This window comes from Streptomyces sp. NPDC032161, from assembly GCF_040636995.1.
Lineage (GTDB): Bacteria > Actinomycetota > Actinomycetes > Streptomycetales > Streptomycetaceae > Streptomyces.
In genome coordinates, this window is sequence record NZ_JBEZVN010000004.1 from 335,353 (window position 1) to 359,827 (window position 24,475).

20 protein-coding genes, 1 tRNA gene and 2 pseudogenes are annotated in these 24,475 nt (G+C 72.6%); 13 read left to right on the forward strand and 10 right to left on the reverse strand.

Annotated elements, in window-relative coordinates; all coding sequences use genetic code 11:
* Nucleotides 1–141: 141 nt before the first annotated feature.
* The 8 genes and pseudogenes from AB0E67_RS13790 to AB0E67_RS13825 all read left to right on the forward strand — a co-directional run.
* A pseudogene (locus AB0E67_RS13790) lies at nt 142–495 on the forward strand (beta-propeller fold lactonase family protein); the annotation flags it as partial.
* 286 nt (nt 496–781) lie between these two features.
* Nucleotides 782–1,021, forward strand: coding sequence for a hypothetical protein (locus AB0E67_RS13795; RefSeq protein ID WP_351518630.1), 240 nt, complete (start codon nt 782–784; stop codon nt 1,019–1,021).
* Nucleotides 1,018–1,395, forward strand: coding sequence for a helix-turn-helix domain-containing protein (locus tag AB0E67_RS13800; protein WP_362025314.1), 378 nt, complete (start codon nt 1,018–1,020; stop codon nt 1,393–1,395). The genes AB0E67_RS13795 and AB0E67_RS13800 overlap by 4 nt, the downstream gene beginning before the upstream one ends.
* 191 nt (nt 1,396–1,586) lie before the next feature.
* Nucleotides 1,587–2,096, forward strand: coding sequence for a 2-oxo-4-hydroxy-4-carboxy-5-ureidoimidazoline decarboxylase (gene uraD, locus AB0E67_RS13805; protein ID WP_362025317.1), 510 nt, complete (start codon nt 1,587–1,589; stop codon nt 2,094–2,096).
* A gap of 29 nt (nt 2,097–2,125) precedes the next feature.
* Nucleotides 2,126–2,530 carry a hydroxyisourate hydrolase gene (gene uraH / locus AB0E67_RS13810; protein ID WP_362025320.1) on the forward strand — a complete coding sequence of 135 codons (405 nt, stop codon included), beginning with the start codon at nt 2,126–2,128 and terminating at the stop codon, nt 2,528–2,530.
* Between the two features lie 7 nt (nt 2,531–2,537).
* A complete protein-coding gene (gene pucL / locus AB0E67_RS13815) occupies nt 2,538–3,485 on the forward strand; it encodes a factor-independent urate hydroxylase (RefSeq protein WP_362025323.1) in 948 nt (315 codons plus the stop codon).
* 212 nt (nt 3,486–3,697) lie between these two features.
* A complete protein-coding gene (locus AB0E67_RS13820; protein WP_362025325.1) occupies nt 3,698–5,095 on the forward strand; it encodes an 8-oxoguanine deaminase in 1,398 nt (465 codons plus the stop codon).
* 362 nt (nt 5,096–5,457) lie between these two features.
* Nucleotides 5,458–6,834 carry a nucleobase:cation symporter-2 family protein gene (locus AB0E67_RS13825; RefSeq protein WP_362025571.1) on the forward strand — a complete coding sequence of 459 codons (1,377 nt, stop codon included), beginning with the start codon at nt 5,458–5,460 and terminating at the stop codon, nt 6,832–6,834.
* A gap of 228 nt (nt 6,835–7,062) precedes the next feature.
* Here the strand turns inward: AB0E67_RS13825 and AB0E67_RS13830 are convergent, their stop codons facing one another.
* Both AB0E67_RS13830 and AB0E67_RS13835 read right to left on the reverse strand, forming a co-directional pair.
* Nucleotides 7,063–7,371 carry an SH3 domain-containing protein gene (locus tag AB0E67_RS13830; protein WP_362025328.1) on the reverse strand — a complete coding sequence of 103 codons (309 nt, stop codon included), beginning with the start codon at nt 7,369–7,371 and terminating at the stop codon, nt 7,063–7,065.
* Between the two features lie 263 nt (nt 7,372–7,634).
* Entirely contained in the window at nt 7,635–8,696 is a 1,062-nt protein-coding gene (locus AB0E67_RS13835) for an amidohydrolase family protein (RefSeq protein ID WP_362025331.1), read from the reverse strand.
* A 163-nt stretch (nt 8,697–8,859) separates the two neighbouring features.
* Between AB0E67_RS13835 and AB0E67_RS13840 the strand changes: the two genes are divergently transcribed.
* A complete protein-coding gene (locus tag AB0E67_RS13840; protein ID WP_362025334.1) occupies nt 8,860–9,852 on the forward strand; it encodes a fibronectin type III domain-containing protein in 993 nt (330 codons plus the stop codon).
* Between the two features lie 61 nt (nt 9,853–9,913).
* Here AB0E67_RS13840 and AB0E67_RS13845 read toward each other — a convergent pair whose 3' ends face one another.
* From AB0E67_RS13845 to AB0E67_RS13865, 5 genes are all read right to left on the reverse strand, one after another.
* Nucleotides 9,914–11,071, reverse strand: coding sequence for a VWA-like domain-containing protein (locus AB0E67_RS13845; protein ID WP_362025574.1), 1,158 nt, complete (start codon nt 11,069–11,071; stop codon nt 9,914–9,916).
* Between the two features lie 55 nt (nt 11,072–11,126).
* Entirely contained in the window at nt 11,127–12,293 is a 1,167-nt protein-coding gene (locus AB0E67_RS13850) for a sigma 54-interacting transcriptional regulator (RefSeq protein ID WP_362025577.1), read from the reverse strand.
* Nucleotides 12,294–12,439: 146 nt separating this feature from the next.
* Nucleotides 12,440–14,215, reverse strand: coding sequence for an ankyrin repeat domain-containing protein (locus AB0E67_RS13855; protein ID WP_362025337.1), 1,776 nt, complete (start codon nt 14,213–14,215; stop codon nt 12,440–12,442).
* Nucleotides 14,212–15,348, reverse strand: coding sequence for a gala protein (locus AB0E67_RS13860; protein WP_362025580.1), 1,137 nt, complete (start codon nt 15,346–15,348; stop codon nt 14,212–14,214). The genes AB0E67_RS13855 and AB0E67_RS13860 overlap by 4 nt, the downstream gene beginning before the upstream one ends.
* A gap of 102 nt (nt 15,349–15,450) precedes the next feature.
* A tRNA-Arg gene (locus tag AB0E67_RS13865) sits at nt 15,451–15,526 on the reverse strand.
* 288 nt (nt 15,527–15,814) lie between these two features.
* On the opposite strand from AB0E67_RS13865, the gene AB0E67_RS13870 reads away from it, so the two are divergent.
* Nucleotides 15,815–18,103, forward strand: coding sequence for a glycosyl hydrolase family 18 protein (locus tag AB0E67_RS13870; RefSeq protein WP_362025340.1), 2,289 nt, complete (start codon nt 15,815–15,817; stop codon nt 18,101–18,103).
* A 102-nt stretch (nt 18,104–18,205) separates the two neighbouring features.
* Here AB0E67_RS13870 and aceB read toward each other — a convergent pair whose 3' ends face one another.
* Nucleotides 18,206–19,825, reverse strand: coding sequence for a malate synthase A (aceB, locus tag AB0E67_RS13875; protein ID WP_362025343.1), 1,620 nt, complete (start codon nt 19,823–19,825; stop codon nt 18,206–18,208).
* 284 nt (nt 19,826–20,109) lie between these two features.
* The gene (locus tag AB0E67_RS13880; protein ID WP_362025346.1) at nt 20,110–20,715 is read right to left on the reverse strand and encodes a nucleotidyltransferase family protein; all 606 of its coding nucleotides are present in this window, start codon (nt 20,713–20,715) and stop codon (nt 20,110–20,112) included.
* Nucleotides 20,716–20,997: 282 nt separating this feature from the next.
* Between AB0E67_RS13880 and AB0E67_RS13885 the strand changes: the two genes are divergently transcribed.
* Together AB0E67_RS13885 and AB0E67_RS13890 are read left to right on the forward strand one after the other, a co-directional pair.
* Complete coding sequence (locus AB0E67_RS13885; RefSeq protein WP_351518626.1) at nt 20,998–21,300, forward strand: DUF5955 family protein; 303 nt, start codon at nt 20,998–21,000, stop codon at nt 21,298–21,300.
* Between the two features lie 146 nt (nt 21,301–21,446).
* Nucleotides 21,447–21,616: pseudogene (locus AB0E67_RS13890) on the forward strand (ABC transporter ATP-binding protein); the annotation flags it as partial.
* Nucleotides 21,617–21,746: 130 nt separating this feature from the next.
* Here the strand turns inward: AB0E67_RS13890 and AB0E67_RS13895 are convergent.
* Entirely contained in the window at nt 21,747–22,547 is an 801-nt protein-coding gene (locus AB0E67_RS13895; protein ID WP_362025349.1) for an IclR family transcriptional regulator, read from the reverse strand.
* Nucleotides 22,548–22,974: 427 nt separating this feature from the next.
* On the opposite strand from AB0E67_RS13895, the gene allB reads away from it, so the two are divergent.
* Nucleotides 22,975–24,366 carry an allantoinase AllB gene (gene allB / locus AB0E67_RS13900; protein WP_362025352.1) on the forward strand — a complete coding sequence of 464 codons (1,392 nt, stop codon included), beginning with the start codon at nt 22,975–22,977 and terminating at the stop codon, nt 24,364–24,366.
* Nucleotides 24,367–24,475 lie beyond the last annotated feature (109 nt).

Here is a 24,475-nt window from a genome sequence, read left to right on the forward strand (position 1 = left end):
CCTCCGCCCGTCTCCTCGCCCGGTCCGCCCGCGCCGGGCGGACCCCGGGCCGCCCGGGCCTCGTCCCCATGCTCCACCAGGAGCGGGTCCGGGGGAGCGACTTGACGCACTTCGTGGTCCGACGGTCGGGGCCGCCCCCGCACCGGCGGAGCGGGCCCCGCCCACCTGTCCGTCCACCCCACCGGGCGCTGGCTGTTCACCGCGAACTACACCTCGGGCAGCGTCGCGGTGCACCCCATCGGCGCCGACGGCTCGCTGGGGGAGCCCACGGACCTGGTCGCACACGCCACGCCGCCGCTCGGCCCCGGCCAGGACGGGTCGCGCGCCCACCAGATCCTCACCGCTCCCGACGGCGGCCACGTCCTCGCCGTGGACCTCGGCAACGACACCGTCTACACGTACCGGCTCGACGAGGAACGCGGCAGGCTCGCCGAGGTCTCCCGCGCCGCGCTGCGCCCCGGGGCCGGACCGCGTCACCTCGCGTTCCATCCGGGCCGACGCCCGCGACGGCGCCCTGACCCGCAGCGGGGACGCCTTCCCTTTCCCGCCCGCCGCCTGCGTGCTCCCGTACCGGGCGAACGGTCCGTCGCGGCCCTGAGGCCTGACGGGGTGACCTCGCAGGTCGCCCGCGCGGCACCGGGGCGGTCCGCGGCCCCGGGCCCTCGGGCGGACGACGCTGCTTTCGAAACACGCCCTGGTCGGGGACGCGTTAGGGTCGGGCCCCGGACCGCCGGTCCACCCGGGCACGGCGAACGCGAGTGGAGGCACAGTGCGCCTGAGAGTGGAGTTCACCACGGAGCCCTTCGATCTCGACGAGGCGCCCGCCCACGCGGTCGTGGCCCGCGAGGTCATCCGGGCGGCCGAACTGGACGCCGTGGACGTCGGCCCCTTCGGCAACACGGCGGAGGGCGGCGCCGACCAGGTGCTCGGCACGGTGGACACCCTGCTGCGCAGCGTCCTCGCCTCGGGCGCGACCCGGGTGTCGCTCCAGGTCAACGTCATCGGTGAGGACGCCAAGTGACCGCCCCCGCGGACCACCCCCTCGTCGCGGCGGTCAAGCCGCTCGTCGACGCCATGGGCGCCGAACTGCTCGGGCCCGACCAGGCCCAGGCCGACGACGTGGTGCTGGCCTGGGAGGGCGAGGAAGTCGTCGCGGTCCGGCTGCCCCAGCTGTCGGAGTCGCTCGACCACATCCTGGCCGCCCTGGAACGCCGTTACGGGATGCCGCTGTCGGAGCTGGACCGCAGGGCCAAGCAGGCCGTGGTGCGCAGTCTGGAGGCGCGCGGCGCGTTCTCCGTGCGCCATGGTGTGGAGACGGTCGCGAGTGCGCTGGGCGTCAGCCGCTTCACCGTCTACAACTACCTGAACAGGGAAAACGCTTCCAGGGAAGGGTAGTTGGAGACCTCGGCGGCCGGGAGCCGTCGGGCGTGGGTGGGGGCCGTCGTCCGGATCCTCGGACGGCGGCCCCACGCATTCGCGCAATTTCAACAAAGTGTTGACGCCGTGTTGTGGAGGGCGTTAGCTATGCGCAGCCCGACCGACGCGGAGCGACGATTCGCACCGCGAGAACAGCCACGGAGGCTCCCGTGACTTCGAGCTCCACACCGGGCCTGGCCCGGTTCAACACCCTGGCGGAAGACGAGGCCACCGCCACTCTGCACGAGGTGTGCGCCAGCACGACATGGGGGAGAGCGATCCTCTCCCGACGCCCCTACGCCGACGCCGAAGCCCTTCTTCGCGCCAGTGACGCCGCCACGGCCGCGCTGACCGCGGGGGACCTGGCCGAGGCGATGGCCGGTCACCCGCCGATCGGCCGCCCGAGGCCCGGCGATCCGGTCTCCTCCCGCGAACAGCGGGGGATGGCCGCGGCCTCGGAGGAACTCAGGGCCGAGATGCTCGAACTGAACCTGGCCTACCAGGAACGGTTCGGACACGTCTTCCTGATCTGCGCCACCGGAGCCACCGGCGAACAGATGCGCGACGCCGTGAAGTCCCGGATCGGGAACTCGCCGGAGGAGGAACGCGAACAGGTGCGCACCGAACTCGGCAGGATCAACCGCATCCGGCTCACCCGCCTCGTCACGGAAGATGCGTAACACCCCGTCACGGAAAGAGAGTGAAGGTCTTGAGCACCTCCGCCACCGCATCGGTGTCCACCCACATCCTGGACACCAGCACCGGCCGCCCCGCCGCGGCCGTCGCCGTCCGGCTCGCCGCCCGTGGCGGGAGGGACGCCCCGTGGACCGCGCTCGGCGGTTCCGCCACCGACGCGGACGGCCGCTGCAAGGACCTGCCGGCACTGCCGGAAGGCACCACCCACGTACGTCTCGACTTCGACACCGAGGCGTACTTCGAGTCGCACACCGCCAGCAAGAGGCCGGCCGAGGCACAGCAGGACGCCCCCCGCGCAAGGGACAGCGGCGTGTTCTTCCCCGAGGTGGCGATCACCTTCGCCGTCGTCCCGGGCGAGCACTATCACGTACCGCTGCTGCTCAACCCGTTCGGCTACTCCGTTTACCGAGGGAGCTAGCACCGACATGACCGCCGATTCCCCCCGCACCCGCCCTGTGGTCCTCGGCCAGAACCAGTACGGCAAGGCGGAGAACCGCGTCGTCAGGATCACCCGGGACGGCGACACCCACCACATCAAGGACCTGAACGTCTCCGTCGCCCTCTCCGGCGACATGGAGGACGTCCACTACTCCGGATCCAACGCCCACGTCCTGCCGACCGACACCACCAAGAACACGGTGTACGCGTTCGCCAAGAAGCACGGCATCGAATCCGCCGAGCAGTTCGGCATCCACCTCGCCCGCCACTTCGTGACGTCCCAGGAGCCGATCGAGGTCGCCCGGATCCGGATCGAGGAGTACTCCTGGGAGCGCATCGCCACCTCGGACGCGAGCGCGCGGTTCATCGGAGCCGACGAGGTCAAGCACTCCTTCGTCCGCCGGGGCCAGGAGACGCGCACGGCCCAGATCACCTACGACGGCGAGAAGTGGCAGATCATCTCGGGGCTCAAGGACCTCGTGGTGATGAACTCCACGCACTCCGAGTTCCGGGGCTACGTCAAGGACGAGTACACCACGCTCAAGGAGGCGCACGACCGCATCCTCGCCACCGAGGTCTCCGCCCGGTGGCGGTTCAACTGGACGGACGACGAGACGCGGATGCCCGACTGGGAGAAGTCCTACGAGCAGACCCGCAAGCACATGCTCCAGGCGTTCGCCGAGACGTACTCCCTCTCCCTCCAGCAGACCCTCTACCAAATGGGTTCGCGCGTCATCAACCACCGGGGCGAGATCGACGAGATCCGCTTCTCGCTGCCGAACAAGCACCACTTCCTCGTGGATTTGGAACCGTTCGGTCTCCAGAACGACAACGAGGTCTACTTCGCGGCGGACCGCCCGTACGGCCTCATCGAGGCCACCGTGCTGCGGGACGGAACCGAACCTCGGATCCCGGTCGACATGACGAATCTCTGAGCCGATCCCCGACGCGGCGCCGCGCCGGTCCCTCCGGGCGTCGTCACCCCTCCGCTCATCACCCACCATCCCGGAGCCCGCGGCCGCCCGGCCGTGGCACTCGAATCCTCCTGGACCGTGTCTTCGAAGTGCCGTCGCACGGCAGGCTGCGGTTCGAAGACAGACCCCAGGCTCCCGCCGTGCCCGTACCGCCGGACAGAGAGGGAAGCGCCATGGCCGCAACAGCAGTCCCCGAGCACGTGGAACGCATCGTCGTCGAGCACTGCGCGATCGCGACCGTCGACGCCGACGACACCGAGTACGCCTCCGGGCACGTCGTCGTCGCGGGCAATCGCATCGAGAGCGTCGGGGCCGGACGGGCACCCGGGGGCCTGGAGAACGTCGTACGCCGCATCGACGGCACCGGGCACCTGGTCACCCCCGGCCTGGTCAACACGCACCACCACTTCTACCAGTGGATCACCCGCGGCCTCGCCACCGACCACAACCTGTTCGACTGGCTCGTCGCCCTCTACCCGACATGGGCGCGCATCGACGAACCGATGGTCCGCGCCGCGGCGCGGGGCTCGCTCGCCATGATGGCCCGGGGCGGGGTCACCACCGCCATGGACCACCACTACGTCTACCCGCGGGGCGCCGGTGACCTGTCCGGTGCCATCATCGGGGCCGCCCGTGACATGGGCGTACGGTTCACCCTCGCCCGGGGCTCCATGGACCGGGGCGAGACGGACGGGGGACTGCCCCCGGACTTCGCCGTGGAGACCCTCGACGGCGCGCTCGCCGCCACCGAGGCGACCGTCGACGCCCACCACGACCCCTCGTTCGACGCGATGACCCGGATCGCCGTCGCTCCCTGCTCCCCGTTCTCCATCTCCACCGAACTCCTCCGCGAGGGCGCCGAGCTGGCCCGCCGCAAGGGGGTGCGCCTGCACACCCACGGCTCGGAGACCGTGGAGGAGGAGAAGTTCTGCCACGAACTCTTCGGCATGGGACCGACCGACTACTTCGCGTCGACCGGCTGGCTCGGCGACGACGTGTGGATGGCGCACTGCGTCCACATGAACGACTCCGACATCGCCGCCTTCGCCCGCACCGGCACCGGCGTCGCCCACTGCCCCTCGTCCAACGCCCGGCTCGCCGCGGGCATCGCGCGCGTCCCCGACATGCTCGCGGCCGGTGTCCCGGTCGGCCTCGGCGTCGACGGCACCGCCTCCAACGAGTCCGGCGAACTCCACACCGAACTGCGCAACGCCCTCCTCGTCAACCGCCTCGGGACCCATCGGGAGAAGGCCCTGAACGCCCGTCAGGCCCTGCGCCTGGCAACGCACGGCGGCGCCCGGGTGCTGGGCCGCGCCGACGAGATCGGCTCCCTGGAACCCGGCAAGCTCGCCGACCTGGTGCTCTGGAACATGGACACCCTCGCCCACGCCTCCATCGCGGACCCGGTCACCGCGCTCGTCCTCGGTGCCGCCGCCCCGGTCACCCTCTCCCTCGTCGACGGCAGACCGGTCGTCGAGGACGGCCGCCTGATCACCGCGGACGAGGACGCCATCGCCCGTACCACTCGCGACGAGGCTCGCCGCCTCGCGCGGATCGCCGCCGGGGCCTGACGCCCCGGAACACCCCGTACCGGCCGCGCACGCGATCCGGGTCCACGGCAACCGGTGCGGGGGCGCGTGCACACCCCGTACACGCCTCCGCACCGGCGCACAACGCTGCCCGCACCAGACGCCGCACCACCCGCACAGCCTCCCCCCCCCACCTGCCCTCACCTGCACGGGAGCACCGCTCGCCCCACCTCCCCGACACCCACGTCACCGCAGACGTGCAACCGACCGGAGGAACCGCCGTGGCAGCCAAGCCCAGGTATCGCAACGACGCAGACCCAACACCCGACGCCGCCCCGGACAGCGCCCCGGCTCCCGGCCCCGACGCCGTCCCCGCCACCGGTCCGGCGGACCGGAAGCACCCGGTGGACGAGACGCTCCCCCCGCTGAAACTGCTCACCAGCGGCCTCCAGCACGTGGCCGCGATGTACGCGGGCGTGGTGGCCCCGCCCATGATCGTGGGCCCCGCCATGGGGCTCACCGCGAAGGAGACCGCCTTCCTGATGGGGGCGAGCCTCTTCACCGCCGGCCTGGCCACCCTGCTCCAGACCCTCGGCATCTGGCGCATCGGCGCCCGGCTGCCGTTCGTCAACGGCGTCTCGTTCGCCGGGGTCACCCCGATGGTGGCGATCGGCAAGGACCGCGGACACGACGGCATCGCCGTCGTCTTCGGCGCGATCATCGTCGCGGGGCTGCTCGGATTCCTGCTCGCCCCGTACTTCTGCAAGCTGGTGCGCTTCTTCCCGCCCGTCGTCACCGGCACCGTGATCACCCTGATCGGCGTGTCGCTGCTACCGGTCTCGTTCAACTGGTCGCAGGGCGGCGACGCCGGGGCGGCCGACCACGGCTCGGCGACCAACATCACCATGGCGGCGGTCACGATGCTGATCGTCCTCGCACTGCGCAAGCTGTTGCGCGGCTTCCTCCAGCAGATCGCCATCCTGCTCGGTCTGGTGATCGGCACCCTGATCGCGATCCCGGTCGGCATCACCGACTTCGGGGCCGTCGGGGGCGCCGGGCTGATCGGCTTTCCCACCCCGTTCCACTTCGGGGCGCCGCGCTTCGAGATCGCCGCGATCGTCTCCATGTGCATCGTGATGCTGGTCTGCATGACCGAGTCCACCGCAGACATGCTGGCGCTCGGCCGGATCGTCGACCGCCCGGCCGACGAGCGGACCATCGAGGGAGGGCTGCGCGCCGACACACTGGGCAGCGCACTCAGCCCGCTGTTCAACGGCTTCATGTGCAGCGCCTTCGCGCAGAACGTCGGACTCGTCGCGATGACCAGGGTCCGCAGTCGCTTCGTGGTCGCCGCGGGCGGCGGGATCCTGATCCTCCTCGGTCTGGTGCCCGCCGCCGCGTCCGTCATCGCGCTCGTCCCGCTGCCGGTCCTCGGCGGCGCGGGCATCGTGCTCTTCGGCTCGGTCGCCGCGAGCGGCATCCAGACGCTGGCGGCCGCCGCCCTGGAGAAGGGCGAGAACGCGCTGATCGTGGCCGCGGCCCTGGGTATCGGTCTGATCCCGATCGCGGCGCCGGACTTCTACCACGCCTTCCCGGGGGATCTGCTCGTGGTGCTCGACTCCGGCATCTCGACCGGCTGCGTCGTCGCGATCCTGCTGAACCTGGCCTTCAACCACCTCGGCGCGAGGGAGGACCGGGGGATGCCGGACCCGGACGGCCAGGAGGCCGGGGAGAACGGCCCGGTCCCGGCGAGCCCGTCCGCCCAGGGGCCCGCACACTGACCAGTCGCCCCCGCGCGCACTGTCGCGCCCGGACGCGGGCGCGGTCCGTACGGCGGCGCGCCGCGCGTGCCGCGGTACGAGGATTCGGCGGCCGGTGCATCGGTACGACGAAGGCCGCCGGAACGTCACGAGGCCCCGCACCGCGCGGTGAGCGCGGTGCGGGGCCCGGCGGGGACGGGGCAGGGGCGCTCGGATCTCAGCGGCCGAGGGCCCCGGGGCGCGGCGGCCTCAGCAGTTGAGGTAGGCCTTGTGGATCCAGACGCCGGTGCGCCCGCCCCACAGGTCGCCCATGACCCAGTTGCCCTGCGTGCCGCGCTTCTCGAGGTTCTGGCCCTTGTTCACCTGGCCCAGGACCGGATAGTCCGTGCCCGGTCCGCCGCGGAAGTTCACCCCGTTGTCGTTGACGGTGCAGACCGCGGCCGGTGCCTTCGCCGCGTGCGCGGCGACCGGGCTCTGCACGGCCTGGGCGACGGGGCTGAAGGTCAGGCCCAGACCGGCGGTCAGGGCCGCCGCGGCCAGCGTCATCCTCTTGGTCATACGGTTCTCTCCTCCGTTCTCCGGCCCACTCCGCGTGAGCCGTTCGCCAGCCCCAACGGAGCCGCCGATCGTCGGGTCACGGGTCCGGACGATCTACGTGGGAGGAATGAAAGCGCAGGTCATATGACGTGCGCACCGGCGTACGCGGCCTACGGCACGTAAGCTCCTCGCGCCGGGCGGCCGAAGGTTTGCCGGGCGGTGGCCGGGGACACGGCCGCCGCCCGGCCCAGAACGACACGGCGCCGGTCCCAGGGGCGGCGCGCTCATCGCACCACGCGCCCCCGCAGCACGATCCGGCTCGGGTGTTCCAGAACGGCCGGGTCCCGTGTCGGATCGGCCGCGTACGCGACGACGTCGGCGGGCGCACCGTCCACGAGGCCCGGCAGCCCGAGCCAGGCCCGCGCGGTCCAGGACGCCGCCCCGAGCGCCGCCGTGGCCGACAGCCCGGCCCGTACCAGCCAGGACATCTCGCCCGCGACCGTTCCGCACGGGAAGGAGTCGGTGCCCGCCAGGACCGTGACGCCCGCCTCGTGAGCCGCCCGCACGGTGCCGGGCATGACGTCCCAGCCCGCCAGCCACAGATCGCGGCGCACGCCGGGTTCCCGCGCCCGCATCTCGTCCGCCCGCGCCCCGAAGACGCTCAGCGTCGGGACGAACGCCGTGCCCTGCGCGGCCATCCGGTCGAGCAGCGCCGGGTCCAGATGCATCCCGTGCTCCAGACTGTCGGCGCCCGCCAGCACGGCGTTGCGCGAGCCCTCGGTGGTCTGGCAGTGCACGGCGACCTTCCCGCCCACCGCGTGCACCGCCTCCACGACCGAGGTCAACAGCGGCAGCGGCACGGCCGGTTCGTCCTGTGCCCAGTCGCCGATCACCTTGCACCAGCCGGACGAGGCGGTGGCCTCCTCCACGGCGGCCCGCACCAGGTCGTCCTCGGTCACATCGCGCCCGAAGCCGGGGAAGAACCGGCCGGGCGTGGCCAGCCACCGCCCCGCCGACGTCACACGCGGCAGTTCCGGGTCCTCGTCCACCCACGAGGGCATCCGCGCGGCGGTGCCCGGGGTGCGCACCGCCAGCACCCCGGCGTCCCGGTGCTCACCCAACTGCTCGCGCAGCAGTTCCTCGTCGAACGGTTCGTCCGTCGACAGCGCCCCCGGATGGGTGTGCACGTCGACGAGTCCGGGCAGCAGCCAGCCGCCGTCGACGACCAACTCCGTGTCCCGCCGCGCGAGTCCGCCTGGCGGTGCGCCCTCGCGCAGCACCCCGCCGTCGATCCGGAACACCCGCTCCTCGCGTTCCGGCAGCACGATTCCTCGTATGCACAACATCGGCCGACCGTACGTCACTTCCCTCGCCGCGCCGACGGGTCACGCGGACGACCACACGCACACACCGGCACATTGCGGAACGTTCCGATCCGCCCTCTTGTCCGCGACCCCCGCATCGTGCGATACAGGTCTGGACCATTGCTGCCGGACGGAAGGCACGACCGTGCAACGCCCCCACACCGCCGCCGCGTCGGCCTGCACCGCCGCCCTGCTCCTCGCCGCGCTCACCGCCTGCGGCTCCGCCCCGGAGGCGGACACCAGCGCGCCCACGGTGCCGAGCCACGTGACGGCCCAGGCCGGCAGTGCCACCTCCGTGCACGTCATGTGGGAGCGGGCGTCCGACGACAAGGCGGTCACCGGCTACGAGGTCTACCGCAGGACGGGGGAGGGCGGACCCGAGAAGGTGAAGTCCCTTCCCGCGGCCAAGGTCATGACCGACATCGACGGTCTGACCGCCTCGACCTCCTACACGTTCACCGTGCGCGCCCGCGACGCCGCCGGGAACCTCTCCGCGCCGAGCGCCGCCGCGACCGTCACCACCCCGGCCGCGACCCCCGCCGACCACGGGCCCCCGACCCGCCCGCCGAAGGTGCGCGGCACCGTGGACGGCGGCCGGGCGGTCGACCTGTCCTGGAGCCGTTCCACGGACGACGTCGGCGTCACCGCGTACGACATCTACCAGGAGGACTCACGGATCCACACCGTGCCGGGCACCGAGACCACGGCTCATGTGACCGGGCTGCGCCCCGGCACCGTCTACACCTTCACCGTGCGCGCCCGCGACGCCGCCGACAACTCCTCGCCGGACAGCGAGGCCGTCGACCTCACCACCGCGTCCGCGCCGGGCGCGCCCGCCTCCACCGCCCCCACCGACCTGCGGATCACCAACCGGGCACAGGGCAAGGAGTACGCCATCGACCTGGACTGGGAGCAGCCGGAGACAGGCGGCGAGATCCCGGCGTACCAACTCTTCATGGACGGCAGACCGACCACCACGATCGTGTGGGGCTCGACCCCGCCCGCCGGCCGGGCGCACTACCGGCTCACCGTCACGGACCCGCGCGGCACCCGCTACTCCCTCAAGATCCGCGCCAAGCTGCCGGACGGGAAATGGGGCGACTTCTCCGCCCAGCGCACCGTCGTCCTGGGCGAGTGAGCCGGGCACGCAGGACACGCGGCGGCCGTCTTCGGGCGTGACCGGGGAGAATGACGGCGAGTCAGCCGTTGACGCGCACCGTCTCCACCCACTGCGGCGGCTGCGGGGCGTTCGCGCCGATGAGCGCCGCGACGAGCCGGCACGAGGGCGCCTCGTCCGGCCAGGGGGTGAAGCCGTCGGTGAGGACGACGACGATGTTCGGCCGGTCCCGGGCCGCGAGCGCGGCGGAGATGCCCACCCGCATGTCGGTGCCGCCGCCCCCGCCCAGGGTGACCTGCTCGGCGGAGGTCACCCGCGACACGCTCTGCACGTCCGCGTCGCAGGCCAGCACCGTGACCCGGTTGCCCCGGACGCCCACCTCCCGCAGTACACCGGTGACCTCGCCCAGCGCCGCGCCGAGTTCGTCGTCCCCCATCGACCCCGAGGTGTCGATGACCACGGCGACCCGGGGCAGTGGACGGCGCAGGCTGGGCAGGACCACGCCGCGCAGCGCCGCACTGCGCCGGGAGGGACGCCGGTACGTGTAGTCCATCGCCCCGGCCGCCCAGGCCGCGGCCTCGCGGACGGCGCCCGCGAGCGCCTGCCGCCAGTCGATGCTGGGCTCCAGGATCTCGTCCGCCCAGCGCTCCCAGCCCCCCGGGAGCGTGCCCCGGGTGCGCCGATGGGCGCGCATGGCCTCCGCGGTGTGCCGCCGCAACGCCTGCGCCTCCACCGGGCCCAGGCTCGTCGGCCCCTCGCTTCCGGGCAGTTCCCAGGGAGTGGGCTGCCCGTGCGCGCCCGAACCGCAGTCGTGGGCGGGCGGCCCCGGCGGAATCGACGGCAGGTACTCCTCGAAGATCCGCCCGGTCGGCAGGCCGAAGAGACGGGGTTCCAGCCGGCCCGCCGGCAGCGGCAGCCCGTCCGCGATCAGGTCGTCGTTGATCTCGCAGTCCTGCGCCACGTTGAGACGGTGGTGGTCGCGCTGGTCGGAGGCGGACAGCCGTTCCGCGCGGCCGTGGTGGTCGCGCAGCAGATGCGCCACCTCGTGCAGCCACACCCCGGCCAGCTCCGCCACCGGCGTCGCCGCCACGAAGGCGGGTGACACGTAGCACCGCCAGTGCCGGTCCACGCCCATCGTCGGCACCCCGGTGCTCGGCACCACCGACAGCGCGTACAGCGCCGAGGCCAGATACGGCCGGTCGGTCGCCGCCCGGTAGCGGGCGGCGAGCAGCTTGGTCATGTCCAACTGGGCCCGCCCCGGGGCGGCTTCCGGCTTCGCCACCGCCGTACCCGCCTCAGCCGCTCTGGGGCAGCGCGCCGGACAGCTGGAGCAGTTCCACGAACGCGTCGATACCCTCGGGCACCGGCCAGTCGGTGTCCCGCATCGACGCCAGGTCGACCGCCGCCCTGGCCGCCACGTCGGGCACGCCCGCGTCCACGGCCTTCGCCAGCACCGCCCAGCCCGCCTCCCAGCGCTTCCGGGTGAGATCGCCCTGGACGGCCGCCACGATCGCGATGAGGAACGCCAGTTGGCGGTCGCCGCGCTCCGGCAGGGCGAACGCGTCGGGGTTGGCCAGCACCCGGTCCGGGTCGGGCAGATCGAGGTTCTCCAGGTACGACAGCAGCTCGATGCCCGCGCCGTCGCCCACCGCCCCGGCCAGCGCGGCGGCGAGCGCCTCCCGCCCGACGCCCGTCGCGTACCCGGTGGCGAGCAGCCGCAGCGCCATGTCCCAGGTACGCGGCGACGGCCAGGCCCGGCCCCGGCTCTCCGCGTCGGCGGGGATGTGGTGGACGAGACCGGGGCGCGCGGTGAGGAAGCCGGAGACCGCGCCGCGGGCCCGTGCCGCCGAACCCGGGACACGGGCGGCGTCGACGACCGGGACCGTCACTTCGGGCCAGGTACCGGCCATGCCGCGCGCCACCGTGCGCGGGTCGTGCGTCCAGTGCAGATGTACGAAGCGGTTGGCGAGCGGCGGGCTGAGGTGCCACCCGTCCGCCGCGCTCGACGGCGGATTCGCCGCGGCCACGATGCGCACCGACTCGGGCAACGTCAGGCTGCCCACCCGCCGTTCCAGCACGACACGCAGCAACGCCGCCTGCACCGCGGGGGGAGCGGACGACAACTCGTCGAAGAACAGCAGCCCCCGGCCCGCACGCGCCAGCCGTACCGCCCAGTCCGGCGGGGCCATCGGCACCCCGGTCACGGCCGGGTCGTCGCCGACGACGGGCAGCCCGGCGAAGTCGGACGGCTCGTGCACACTGGCGATGACCGTCTCCAGTCCGAGACCGAGCCCGGCGGCGAGCTGTTCCATGCCGGCCGACTTGCCGATCCCCGGCTCGCCCCACAGCAGCACGGGCTGATTGGCCGTCACGGCCAGTGCAAGTGCTTCGAGTCGAGGGTTGGCGGCGGCTTCCGTGCGGGACGAGCGGAGCCGGCGGTTGAGCTCGTCGGCGGCCTCCAGCGGCCCCGGCGCGGCGGCCGGTACCGACGGCCCGGGCGGCTCCGCGGGTCCGACGGCCGGTGACGGCGTCACGGGTGGACGCCCCGCCGGCGCGGCGGGGGAGGGCGGCGCGGGCGGCTGCCCCGCGGTGTCACGGGCGACGGTGCTCACTCGTCCTCGTCCTCGCTCTCATATTCCTCCCGCTCCTCCTGCCACTCCTCCCACCACTCGGCACCGATGCCCGGGTGCTCCTTCTCCACCCGTTCCCGGAGGAACTGCAGGTCCGTCCGGCGGTACATGCGGATCAGCTGGGCCAGCGAGAGCTCCATCTGGTCGGTGACGTCGATCCGTGCCCCGGCCTCGACCAGCGCCCTCACCAGCTCCGTCGAGCCCCGGTCGGCGACCGCCACGCAGAGCGGAGTGCGCTCCCGGTGGTCCGGCGCCTCCAGGTCGAGACCGGCGTCCAGCAGCCGGGGCAGCAGCGGCTCGTGGTCCAGGAGGTGCAGTACATGGAGCAGGCTGCGCCGGCCGGCGTCCCGCACCCGGGGATCCACGCCCGCGTCCAGCAGCTCCAGCACCCCCGGGGTGTCGCCGTGCTGGGCGCGCAGGAAGAGGTCCCGTCGCTGGGCACGCAGGGCCTTGGGGAGCCGGCCGGTGCCGGTGGTGCAGGAGTGCTCCACCGCGAAGCATCCGGTGACCGCGCCGCCGAAGGCACGCAGCGCGTTCTCGCGCTGCTGCTCCTGCGCGCTGTGCGGGGTGGCGAGCCTTCCGTCCCGGAAGGCGACCTCGTGCCATTCCCCGCGGCACCGCACGCGTACCGGCGCGGGTGGCGTCGGCCCCGGTGGACCGGCCGGCTCCGTACCGGGGAACAGGGCCTGCGTGACCAGCGGATGCAGCTGAACGGGAGTCAGCGCACCGGTCCGCAACAGGTCGAGATCCGGCAGCCGCCGCCAGTACGCCGGAGGGAGGAAGGGCACGTCGGCGGCCGCGTCCCGTCCGACGAGCCTGATCCGCAGTCGTCCGTCGCCGTGGTCCCCCGCGAGCTCCAGCAGGATGCGTGCGTACCAGTCGCCGCTGATCTGGAGGCGGTCCGTCCCGTACAGATCGGCGAACCGCCGGGCCTCCGCCTCCAGGCGGGCGACGTCCAGGGCCAGCCGCCCCAGGACCGATTCCGGCTCCGCCCGGTGCCACGACGGCGTGTCCGGCTCGGTCGTGTCCAGCTCGATCCCGGCCGCCGCGAGGGAGTCGGTGACCCGCCCCCGTTGGTGGAGCAACGTCACCCATTCGGCGTGGGCCACCGGATCGGCCGTACCGGGGTCCGTGCCGGGCAGTTCGTCCGCCCCGAGCGGTGTGCCGTCGGCGCGGAGGAACGGCGACCGGTCCGCACCGCCGACGCGGTCACGCAGTTCACCGGCGCGCCGCGCGTCCCACAGATACCGGCAGGCCCGCCAGTCCATGACCCCCGGGCGGAAGGTACGGGAGCCGCCGCCGAGCCGCACCGCCCCGAACCGGAGCGAGATCCGCTGCGGACCCTCGATCATCGGGGGAGTGCGCAGACAGAGGTACGGGACGTCCGCCTCGGGCGCACCCTCCACGGCGCCGTAGCCCGCCAGGACGACGGTCAGATCGGCGGCGAGCGTCGAGCGTCCGCCCAGCACGCGCGGCAGGTGCCAGCGCACCAGGTCCGGCACCAGATGGCGCAGATCCTCGCCGAGCGCCGCGGCCACGTCGGGACCGTGCGCCGAGGCGACCTCCGACAGGTCGAAGGCCACGTCGAACAGGGCCGCCGCGCAGGCCCCCCGCCAGTCACCGGCCGCGCGCCGCTCGGCGGACGCCTCGATCATCCAGCGGGGCACCGCGTACCGGCGCACCTGCCGCAGGCTCGCCGTCTCCTCCGGATCGAAGAAATTCGTCCCCGCGTCCTGCTCCGCCTTCGGACTCATCGGTAGACGCTCCTGACCGCGAGGAGGTCCGCGTGGGCGCCGCGGTCCGGGCGCAGTCGCGCCGCGAAGGAACGCTTCACCCGGCGGGGCAGACCGGGGCCCAGCCCCACGTACTCCAGGGAGGACCGGGAGTCGACGGCGGCCAGCAGGGTCTTCGCGCCCCGTCCGGTGAGCCCGGTGTGGCGCAGCTCCAGCCGTCGCAGCGGACTGCCGTGCAGCGCCCCGGCCAGCGCGTCGGCGCCGGCGTCACCGGTCAGGTTGGAGCTGGCCCCCAGGGTCCGTTCGGACAGCGGACGGCCCAGATCGAGCGCCTCGATCCCGTCGAGCGCGTCGGCCAGGGCGCGCGCCCCGTCGGGCCCGATCCCGTTGCCGCCGAGGCCGAGCCGGACGGGCCGGGCGGGGTCTGCGGCGGCGGCGAGCACGGCGGTACCGGTGTCACCGAGGTGGTTGGACGGCAGGTACAGCTCCCGCACCCCCGCGTCCCGGATCAGCGCGGCGAGCAGCGGCGCGGCGTCGGGGCCGAGTCCGTTGCCGCCGAGGAACAACCGCTCGACCGGCCGGGACCGTTCGGTGAGTACGGAAAGGAGCGCGCCGAGGCCCTCCGTGGAGAGCCCGGTGTTGACCAGGTCCAGGGTGCGCAGCGTGGTGTTGCGGCGCAGCATCCCCGTGAGCGCCCGGACACCGGCGTCGCCCACGGGGTTGCGCTTCAGCCACAGCGCCCGCACGGTGTCGTCCCCGGCGAGCGCGCCGGCGAGCGCCGAGGCCCCGTCGGCTCCGATCCGGTTGCACCCGAGGTAGACGGTGCGCAGGCCGTGCCCGCCGGTCGCGAGCGCGTCGGCGACGGCCCGCGCCCCCTCGTCGCCCAGCGAGTTGGTGCCGAGCAGCACGTGCGCGGCGTGCGGGGACCGCGCGGCGGCGGGCATCACCCGCGCCGCACCCGCCACACCGAGCCCCTGCTTGCACAGATCGACCCGCCCGTCCGCCCGCAAGGAACCGAGCGCGAAGGTCTCGTCCGCCTTGACCGGACGCGCCGAGCCCAGCCGCTCCAGCAACGGATCCAGCAGTGCCGGGTCGGCGAGCGGAATGTCCGGGTGCTCGATCGCGGGACAGCGCACGGGCATCGGCTGCAACATCACTACTCCCAGGTCCCCGTCGGCACCCGGTCCGGAGGGGACGACCGGGGTCTCCGCCCGCTCGGGACGAACCGACGCCATCGACTCCGCTCCACGAAAAGGTGGCAAGGCCGGTCGGATTCGAACCGACGTCCTCCAGCTCGATGCTAGGGCGCGACGACCTCTGCGCTACAGCCTTGCCATGCGTGATCATAGCCACCGCCGAGCCGAATTCGCACACCTGTCCTGTACTTGGTGCCGGTTTGCTGAAGCGCGGGCCGCGCACGGGCTCGGCCGGCCGTCGGACCGCCGCCTGTCGTCCGCTGCCGTCGCCCCCGTACGGTGTCCGACGCGCCCCCCAAATGGTCTGTACCTATTGACGACTTGGTCCAGACCTTTTAATTTCCCCCGTGCTCCATGGCACCAGACACGTCTCCGCTCCCCTTCAGGACCGCCTCACCGGTCCCTGCCTCAAGGGAGATACACCATGTTCGAGCACCTGACCTCCAGAGGGAGAACGGCGACCGCCGCAGTCGCCGTCCTCGGACTCCTCCTCGCACTGCCGTCGTTGCAGGCCGCCCCCGCACACGCGGCGGGCAAGCTGACGGCCACCTTCACCTCCGCCGACAACGGCTCGTGGTGGAAGGGGACGTACGTCCTGCACAACGACACCGACACCGCCGTCACCGGCTGGAGTCTCGAATTCGACCTGCCGGCCGGCGTCACGATCGACACCTCGTACAACGGCACCGTCACCACCCGGGGCAGCCACGTCACCGCGGGCAACGCCCACTACAACGGCACGGTCGCCGCGCACAGCACGACCGAGCCGTACAGCTTCTGGTTCGTGGCCAAGGGCCCGGTCTCCGCGCCGACCGGGTGCCGGATCAACGGCGACAAGTGCGACGGGGCACCGGACGTGCCCCCGGGCGCCCCCGGCGGGCTGAAGCAGACGGACGTCACCGCCCGCACCGCGTCGCTGTCCTGGACGGCTGCCGCGGCGGGCGACTTCCCCGTGGCGTCGTACGACGTCCTGGCGGGCGGCAAGGTGGTCGGCACCGCGACGGCGACGACCAGCACCACCGTCACCGGGCTCACCCCCGCCACCGCCTACTCCTTCACCGTCCGGGCCCGCGACACCCGCGGCAACACCTCCGCCGAGAGCGCGCCACTGGCCGTCACCACCGTCGACCCGGCCACCGACACCTCCCCGCCGACCGCTCCGGGTTCGCTGCGCTCCACCGCGGCCGACTCCTCCTCCGTCACCCTGGCGTGGACCGCGTCGACCGACGACCAGCGGGTCGCCGCCTACGACGTCTACCGGGGCGGCGAACTCGCCACCACCGTCTCCGGCGCCACGACCACCGCCACCATCGGCGGGCTCTCGCCCTCGACCTCGTACACCTTCACCGTCAAGGCCCGTGACGCCGCCGACAACGCCTCCCCGGCCAGCAACACCCTCACGGTGAAGACCGACGACATCGTCGGCAAGGGCAAGTACGCCAAGGTCGGCTACTTCGTCCAGTGGGGCATCTACGGCCGCCAGTACTTCGTCAAGAACCTCCACGACTCCGGCGCCGCGGACAAGCTCGACATCATCAACTACTCCTTCGCCAACATCGATCCCACCAACCTCACCTGCCTGAACGGCGTCACCAAGGGCACCACCGCCGACCCCCAGGACCCCGACCAGGGCACCGGAGCCGGTGACGCCGACGCCGACTACGGCCGCCCGTTCAGCGCCGCCCAGTCCGTCGACGGTGTCGCGGACGACGGATGGGCCAAACTGCGGGGCAACTTCAACCAGTTGAAGAAGCTGAAGGAGCTCCACCCGAACCTCAAGATCGTGGTCTCGCTCGGGGGCTGGACGTACTCGAAGTACTTCTCCGACGTGGCGGCCACCGACGCCTCCCGCAAGAAGTTCGTCTCCTCCTGCGTCGACATGTATCTGAAGGGCAACCTGCCCGACTACAACGGCGCCGGAGGTCCGGGCACGGCCGCCGGCATCTTCGACGGCTTCGACATCGACTGGGAATGGCCGGGCACCGGCACCGGACACCCGGGCAACCACTACTCACCGGACGACAAGGCCAACCTGACGCTGCTGCTCGCCGAGTTCCGCAAGCAGATGGACGCCCTCGGCGGCGGCCACCGGCTCCTCACCGCCTTCACGCCCGCCGACCCGCAGAAGATCGGCGAGGGCTGGGAGCTGGACAAGGTCTTCGACTCCCTCGACGTCGCCAATGTCCAGGGCTACGACTTCCACGGCTCCGGCAGCGACAACTCCTGGGAACCCAACCGCACCGGCCACCAGGCCAACCTCTACACCGACGAACAGGACCCGTACGACTTCCACTTCAGCGCCGACGCCGCCATCAAGGCGTACACGGACGCGGGAGTCGAACCCCGCAAGCTGACCCTCGGCATCCCCTTCTACGGGCGCGGCTGGCAGGGCGTCACGGACGGCGGGGTCGCGGGCGAGTGGCAGTCCGCGGGAGGCGCGGCCCCCGGCCAGTTCGCGGAGGAGGCCGGAACGCGCGGCTACGCCAACCTCATCGGCGCCTACCCGACGATGACGGTCCATCACGACGAACAGTCGATCTCCACGTACGGCTACACCGGCAGCCAGTGGTGGTCCTTCGACGACACCTGGTCCATCGGCAGGAAGACCGCGTACGTCAAGGACAAGGATCTGCTGGGCGTCATGATCTGGGAGATGTCCGGCGACACCCCGCAGGGCACGCTGCTCAACGCGGTCGACTCCGGGCTGAAGTAGCGGACGGACGCGACACGGTCTCCCGGATCCGGCGGCTCCGGGAGACCGGTCCGTGTACACCGTCCCGCGCCGCCGACGACACGGCGGCGCGGGCGGCGCGGCTCAGCGCAGCCGCTCGTACGCGGGCAGGGTCAGGAAGTCCGCGTAGTCCTGGTCCAGGGCGACCTGGAGCAGCAGGTCGTGGGCCTGCTGCCACTGCCCGGCGGTGAACGCCTCGTCGCCGGTCTCGGCGCGGATCGCGGCGAGTTCCTCGGCGGCGACCTCGCGGGCCAGCTCAGCCGTGGCCCGCTCGCCGTTCTCGAAGACCACGCCCGCGTTGATCCACTGCCAGATCTGCGAGCGCGAGATCTCCGCGGTGGCCGCGTCCTCCATCAGGTCGAAGATTGCGACCGCGCCCAGGCCGCGCAGCCACGCCTCGATGTAGCGGATGCCGACCGCGACGGCGTTGCGCAGGCCGTCGTAGGTGGGCCTGGCGTCCAGGGTGCCGATGGCGATCAGGTCGCCCGCGGCCACCGACACGTCCTCGCGCAACCGGTCCTTCTGGTTCGGCCTCTCGCCGAGGACCGCGTCGAAGGAGGCCATGGCGATCGGGACCAGGTCCGGGTGGGCGACCCAGGAGCCGTCGAAGCCGTCGCGGGCTTCGCGGTCCTTGTCCGCCTTGACCTTCTCGAAGGCCACCTTGTTGACCTCCGCGTCCCGGCGCGACGGAATGAACGCCGCCATGCCGCCGATGGCGTGCGCACCGCGCTTGTGGCAGGTGCGGACGAGGAGTTCGGTGTACGCGCGCATGAACGGGGCGGTCATCGTCACCGCGTTGCGGTCGGGGAGGACGAACTCCGCCCCGCCGTCACGGAAGTTCTTGACGATGGAGAACAGGTAGTCCCAACGGCCCGCGTTCAGCCCGGAGGCGTGGTCGCGCAGTTCGTACAGGATCTCCTCCATCTCGTACGCGGCGGTGATCGTCTCGATGAGGACGGTGGCGCGGACCGTGCCCTGCGGGATGCCGCCGTAGTCCTGGGCGAAGACGAAGACGTCGTTCCAGAGGCGCGCCTCCAGATGGGACTCCGTCTTCGGGAGGTAGAAATACGGACCCTTGCCGAGGTCGACGAGGCGCCGGGCGTTGTGGAAGAAATAGAGGCCGAAGTCGACCAGCGCGCCCGGCACCGGGGTGCCGTCCAGTTGGAGATGACGCTCGTTCAGGTGCCAGCCGCGCGGACGGGTGACGACGGTGGCGAGTTCGTCGGCGGGCCTCAGCGCGTACGACTTGCCGGTCCTCGGGTCCCTGAAGTCGATGGAACGGGTGTAGGCGTCGATCAGATTGAGCTGGCCGAGGATCACGTTCTCCCACGTCGGGGCGGACGCGTCCTCGAAGTCCGCGAGCCAGACCCGGGCGCCGGAGTTCAGGGCGTTGACGGTCATCTTGCGGTCGGTCGGACCGGTGATCTCCACACGGCGGTCCTCCAGCGCGGCGGGGGCCGGTGCGACCCGCCAGGTGTCGTCCCCGCGGATCGCCGCCGTCTCGGGCAGGAAGTCCAGCGTGGAGGTGCGGGCGATCTCGGCCCGGCGCTCGGCGCGGCGGGCGAGCAACTCGTCGCGGCGGGGCGTGAACCGGCGGTGCAGCTCGGCCACGAACGCGAGGGCCGCGTCGGTCAGGACCTCGTCCTGCCGGGGCAGGGGCTCGGCATCGACGATGGCCAGCGGTGACGGCGCTGGTGCGGACATGAGCTGTCACTCCTTGAGCGGGCGGCGCGGACGGCCCCACGGTCGCCGGTCAGACGGCACGGCATGGCGTGCCGGGGCTCCGGGACGTGGGTGCGGGATGCCTTGTGGGATGCAGATGGCTTCTGATCTGTGGATATTAGTTTTCTCATAGTGGAAGTTCAATGGTTTGTTGATGTCGAGGCCCTCCGGACGACGGAAGTCGCCGGGCGGTGGCGCGGAGTCCCGCCGTCGCCCAGTTCCTCACGCCTCGATGTTCACTTCTCGTGTGCCTCAGGGGTGATTTCTCACGCGAGATGTCTCAGGTCCTCCGGGTCGTCGATGTCGTACGCCTCGGCGACGTCCGAACACTCGACGAGCCCGAGCGCGTCGCGGTGCGCCCGCAGGTACGAGCGCGCGCCCCGGTCGCCCGCCGCCTCCGCAGAGACATCCGCCCACCGGTCGGCCCCGATCAGCACCGGATGACCGCGCTCGCCGCCGTACGCGGCCGCGACGAGACCGGCGCGGGAGCGGCAGGCGGACCGCACCCGGGCCACCGCCTCCGGTCCGATGCCCGGCTGGTCGACCAGGAGCACCAGGGCCGCGTCGGCTTCCGTGGCGGCGAGGGCCCGGAGTCCCGCCCGCAGCGACGAGCCCATGCCCTCCGTCCACCCGGGGTTGACGGTCACCGCGCACCCGGTGAGGTCGGCCCGCTCGCGTACCTCGTCGGCCGCGGCGCCCAGCACCACATGCACGCGGTCGCAGCCGCCCGCCCGCAGCACCCGCACCGTGTGCTCCACCAGGGGACGGCCGCGGTGTTCGAGCAACGCCTTGGGGCGCCCGCCGAGTCGGCGCCCACCGCCCGCGGCGAGCAGCAGCCCCGCGACCACCGGGATCCGATCTGTTCGATTCATGCGGAGTTCCTACCCCGGACGCGGTGCCTCGGACGCGCCGGGACGTGCGAGTGGCGGGTGGGGCGGGCGGGGTGGAACAGGGGTGCGATGACCTGGTGCGGCGGGGTCTACAGCGCGCCGCGCGGATCACCCGTACGGGACCCCTGAATTCTGTCCGCGGAGTGGCGCACGACACCTTTCATGGCGTTAACTTGCGGGAACCCCCGGAGACTTGGCCGCGATCCGGGACCCGGTCGGACACTGGCACATGGACGTGCGAGGGGGAGTGCTTTGTTGCGAAGCGTGGGACAGGCGCGGGTGACGAGCAGCGGTGAGGACCCGAGGGTGACGGAGCTGCGTACGGCCGTCTCCCGACTCCGCAGGGAGCTGGCGGGACACCCCGCGGAATTCCCCGACCGGGGGATCGCCGAGGACGAGCTGGCGGCCCTGGACGCGATGGCGATCAGTGGTGAGCCCGAGATCCCGCGGCTGCGGCGTTCGCTGCTGCTGATCGCGGGGGCGATCGGATCGGTCAGCGCGCTGGCCTCCGCTCTCCGGGACGTGCGTGTCGCCGTGGACCTCTTCGGCGAACCCCCGCGGGGCTGACCGCACGAGCGGAGCCCCGGACGATGCGGAGCGTCGGCCGGACGGCCGGGCGGAACGCATGCCGAGCGAGGGTCGAGCGACGGGGGCGGGGTCGGCCGACGCCCGGCCCGGGGTCGCGTACTCGGACAGGGGAGCGAGTGGGACCGGCCCAGGTCGACCACGAACGAGGGGCCGCCGTGCCGGCCCCGTGGTCACGCTGACCCGGCAGAGGTCGACGGCGACCGTGCTGGCGCCGCACGATCGCACCCGTCTGGATCGTGCGGACCACACCGTCACCATGCACGACGAGCGGCCGACGGTTCCCGCGCCGGACTGAGGGGACGGTTGTCCGTACGACCGTGGGGCCCCGAAACTCATCGGGCCCCACGGCCTCTCCGCCGTCCGGCCCCGACCGGAACCGGGCCTCGGGCCTCCCTCGTGGCCCCGCCCGCGTCAGGCGTCCGGACTCAGCCCGCGGAACCGGTGCCCGCCAGGGCGTCGGACAGATCCCTCGCGGCCTGCTGGAGGACCGGCACGATCCGCTCCGTCGCCGCCTCCGTCACCCGGCCCGCCGGACCCGAGATCGAGAGCGCGGCGGCGGTGGGGGAGTCGGGGACGGACACCGCCAGGCAGCGCACCCCGATCTCCTGCTCGTTGTCGTCCATCGCGTAGCCGACCCGGCGGACCTGGTCGAGTGCCTCCAGGAAGGCATCCGGAGAGGTGATCGTCTTCTCGGTGGCGGCCGGCATCCCGGTACGGGCGAGCAGCGCCCGCACCTCCTCCGGGGACGTGTGCGCCAGCAGCGCCTTGCCGACGCCCGTGGAGTGCGGGAGCACACGTCGGCCGACCTCGGTGAACATACGCATCGAGTGCTTGGACGGCACCTGTGCCACGTACACGACCTCGTCGCCGTCGAGCATCGCCATGTTCGCGGTCTCGCCGGTCTCCTCGACCAGCCGCGCGAGATACGGGCGGGCCCAGGTGCCGAGCAGCCGGGACGCGGACTCGCCGAGCCGGATCAGCCGGGGGCCGAGTGCGTACCGCCGGTTCGGCTGCTGGCGCACGTATCCGCAGAGGACCAGTGTGCGGACCAGCCGGTGGATCGTCGGCAGCGGCAGTCCGCTGCTCGCGGAGAGCTCGCTCAGCCCGACCTCGCCCCCGGCATCGGCCATCCGCTCCAGCAGATCGAAGGCGCGTTCGAGGGACTGCACACCGCCGCTGGAGGCGGCGGGCTTGGAGTCGAATGTGCTGGCGTGGGACGACGGCACGTCAACGGTCCTTTCGGGACGGAAAAGCGGGTGCCTCGCCCGGGCGAGGCACCCCGCAGCCTACCGGGCGGCCCCCGATCGGCCCACCGCTCCCGGTGCGGCGTCCTGGCCGGTCAGAGCCCGATTGCCCCGGTCTCGCGGCCGCGGTGGGGTGATGGAGCGGTCGTTCCGTTCGCGCGGCGAGGTGTTCCGCTTTCCGGGATGCTCGTTTCGACGTGCGGAAATTTTCGGGGGTGGCGGATGCGCGGGCGGTGGCCGGTGCGCGCGGCGGGGGCATGGTCTTGACGGGGTCGGATCCCGCATGAAGACTCCTTCAACAGTTCGTCGAATTTCTTGGTGGCCGCGGGGTCGGAGCCGAGCCGGAGCCGGGCGTGACCGAGTCGGAGCCGGGCCGACGCCAGGCCGGAGCGACGAGTGAGGAGCACGGGTGTCCGGTGCGGACGTGAAGGCGAACGTGAGTCTGGTACTGCGCTCGACGCGCGTCGTGACCCCGGACGGGACGCGTCCCGCGTCGGTCGCCGTCTCCGGCGGGACCATCGACGCCGTCCTGCCCCACGACGTCGAGGTGCCCGTCGGCGCCCGGCTGGAGGACCTCGGCGACGACGTCCTGCTGCCCGGCCTGGTCGACACCCACGTCCACGTGAACGATCCCGGTCGTACCGAGTGGGAGTGCTTTCGCACAGCCACCCGGGCCGCGGCGGCGGGCGGCATCACCACTCTGATCGACATGCCTCTCAACTCCCTCCCGCCGACCACCACCGTCGGACACCTGCGCACCAAACGGCGGGTGGCCGCGCCCGAGGTGCATGTCGACACCGGGTTCTGGGGCGGGGCCGTCCCGTCCAACGTGCAGGACCTGCGCCCGCTGCACGAAGCCGGGGTCTTCGGGTTCAAGTGCTTCCTCTCGCCCTCCGGCGTCGACGAGTTCCCGGAGCTCGACCAGGAGCAGCTGGCCCGCTCCCTGGCCGAGATCGCCGGTTTCGGCGGCCTGCTCATCGTGCACGCCGAGGACCCGCGCCACCTGGACGCCGCCCCGATGCGCGGCGGACCCGCGTATGCCGACTTCCTGGCCTCGCGGCCCCGCGACGCCGAGAACACCGCGATCGAGGCGCTCATCGCCTTCGCGCGGCGGTTCGACGCCCGGGTCCATGTCCTTCATCTGTCCTCCGCCGACGCGCTGCCGATGATCGCCGCCGCCCGGCGCGACGGGGTGCGGGTCACCGTCGAGTCGTGCCCGCACTTCCTCACCCTCACCGCCGAGGAGGTCCCGGACGGCGCGACGGAGTTCAAGTGCTGCCCCCCGATCCGGGAGGCCGCCAACCAGGACGCGCTGTGGGCGGGGCTGGCCGACGGGACGATCGACTGCGTGGTGTCCGACCACTCCCCGTGCACCGCCGACCTCAAGACCCCGGACTTCGCCTCCGCATGGGGCGGCATCTCCTCCCTCCAGCTGGGCCTCCCCGTCGTCTGGACCGAGGCCCGCAGGCGGGGCCACTCGCTCGACGACGTGGCCCGCTGGATGTCGGCCGCCCCCGCCGAGCTGGCCGGGCTGACCCGCAAGGGCGCGATCGAGCCGGGCCGCGACGCGGACTTCGCGGTGCTCGCCCCGGACGAGACCTTCACCGTCGACCCCGCCGAGCTGTTCCACCGCAACCAGGTCACCGCCTACGCCGGCAGGACCCTGCACGGCGTCGTGCGGTCGACCTGGCTGCGCGGTGCGCGGATCGCGGCGAACGGCGTTCTCGCCGAACCCACGGGCCGCCTCCTGGAAAGGCCGGGCGGGCAGGACCGGCAGGGCAGGCCGGAAGGGAACGGCTGACCGCGACGGCGGATGTCGGGCGGGACGTCGCCCCGCCGGCCGTGGCGCCTGCCGGACGGTGACGTTTCGTCCGGTCGTGACGCCCTGCCTGGCGGTGACGCCTCGTCCG

What these genes read in the sequence shown, in the direction of transcription:
- AB0E67_RS13855 (WP_362025337.1), bottom strand. Translation starts at nt 14,215, where the DNA reads ATGAGTCCGAAGGCGGAGCAGGACGCGGGGACGAATTTCTTCGATCCG.
- AB0E67_RS13880 (WP_362025346.1), bottom strand. Translation starts at nt 20,715, where the DNA reads ATGAATCGAACAGATCGGATCCCGGTGGTCGCGGGGCTGCTGCTCGCC.
- pucL (WP_362025323.1), top strand. Translation starts at nt 2,538, where the DNA reads ATGACCGCCGATTCCCCCCGCACCCGCCCTGTGGTCCTCGGCCAGAAC.
- AB0E67_RS13820 (WP_362025325.1), top strand. Translation starts at nt 3,698, where the DNA reads ATGGCCGCAACAGCAGTCCCCGAGCACGTGGAACGCATCGTCGTCGAG.
- aceB (WP_362025343.1), bottom strand. Translation starts at nt 19,825, where the DNA reads ATGTCCGCACCAGCGCCGTCACCGCTGGCCATCGTCGATGCCGAGCCC.
- AB0E67_RS13870 (WP_362025340.1), top strand. Translation starts at nt 15,815, where the DNA reads ATGTTCGAGCACCTGACCTCCAGAGGGAGAACGGCGACCGCCGCAGTC.
- AB0E67_RS13860 (WP_362025580.1), bottom strand. Translation starts at nt 15,348, where the DNA reads ATGTTGCAGCCGATGCCCGTGCGCTGTCCCGCGATCGAGCACCCGGAC.
- AB0E67_RS13835 (WP_362025331.1), bottom strand. Translation starts at nt 8,696, where the DNA reads ATGTTGTGCATACGAGGAATCGTGCTGCCGGAACGCGAGGAGCGGGTG.
- AB0E67_RS13830 (WP_362025328.1), bottom strand. Translation starts at nt 7,371, where the DNA reads ATGACCAAGAGGATGACGCTGGCCGCGGCGGCCCTGACCGCCGGTCTG.
- AB0E67_RS13845 (WP_362025574.1), bottom strand. Translation starts at nt 11,071, where the DNA reads ATGACCAAGCTGCTCGCCGCCCGCTACCGGGCGGCGACCGACCGGCCG.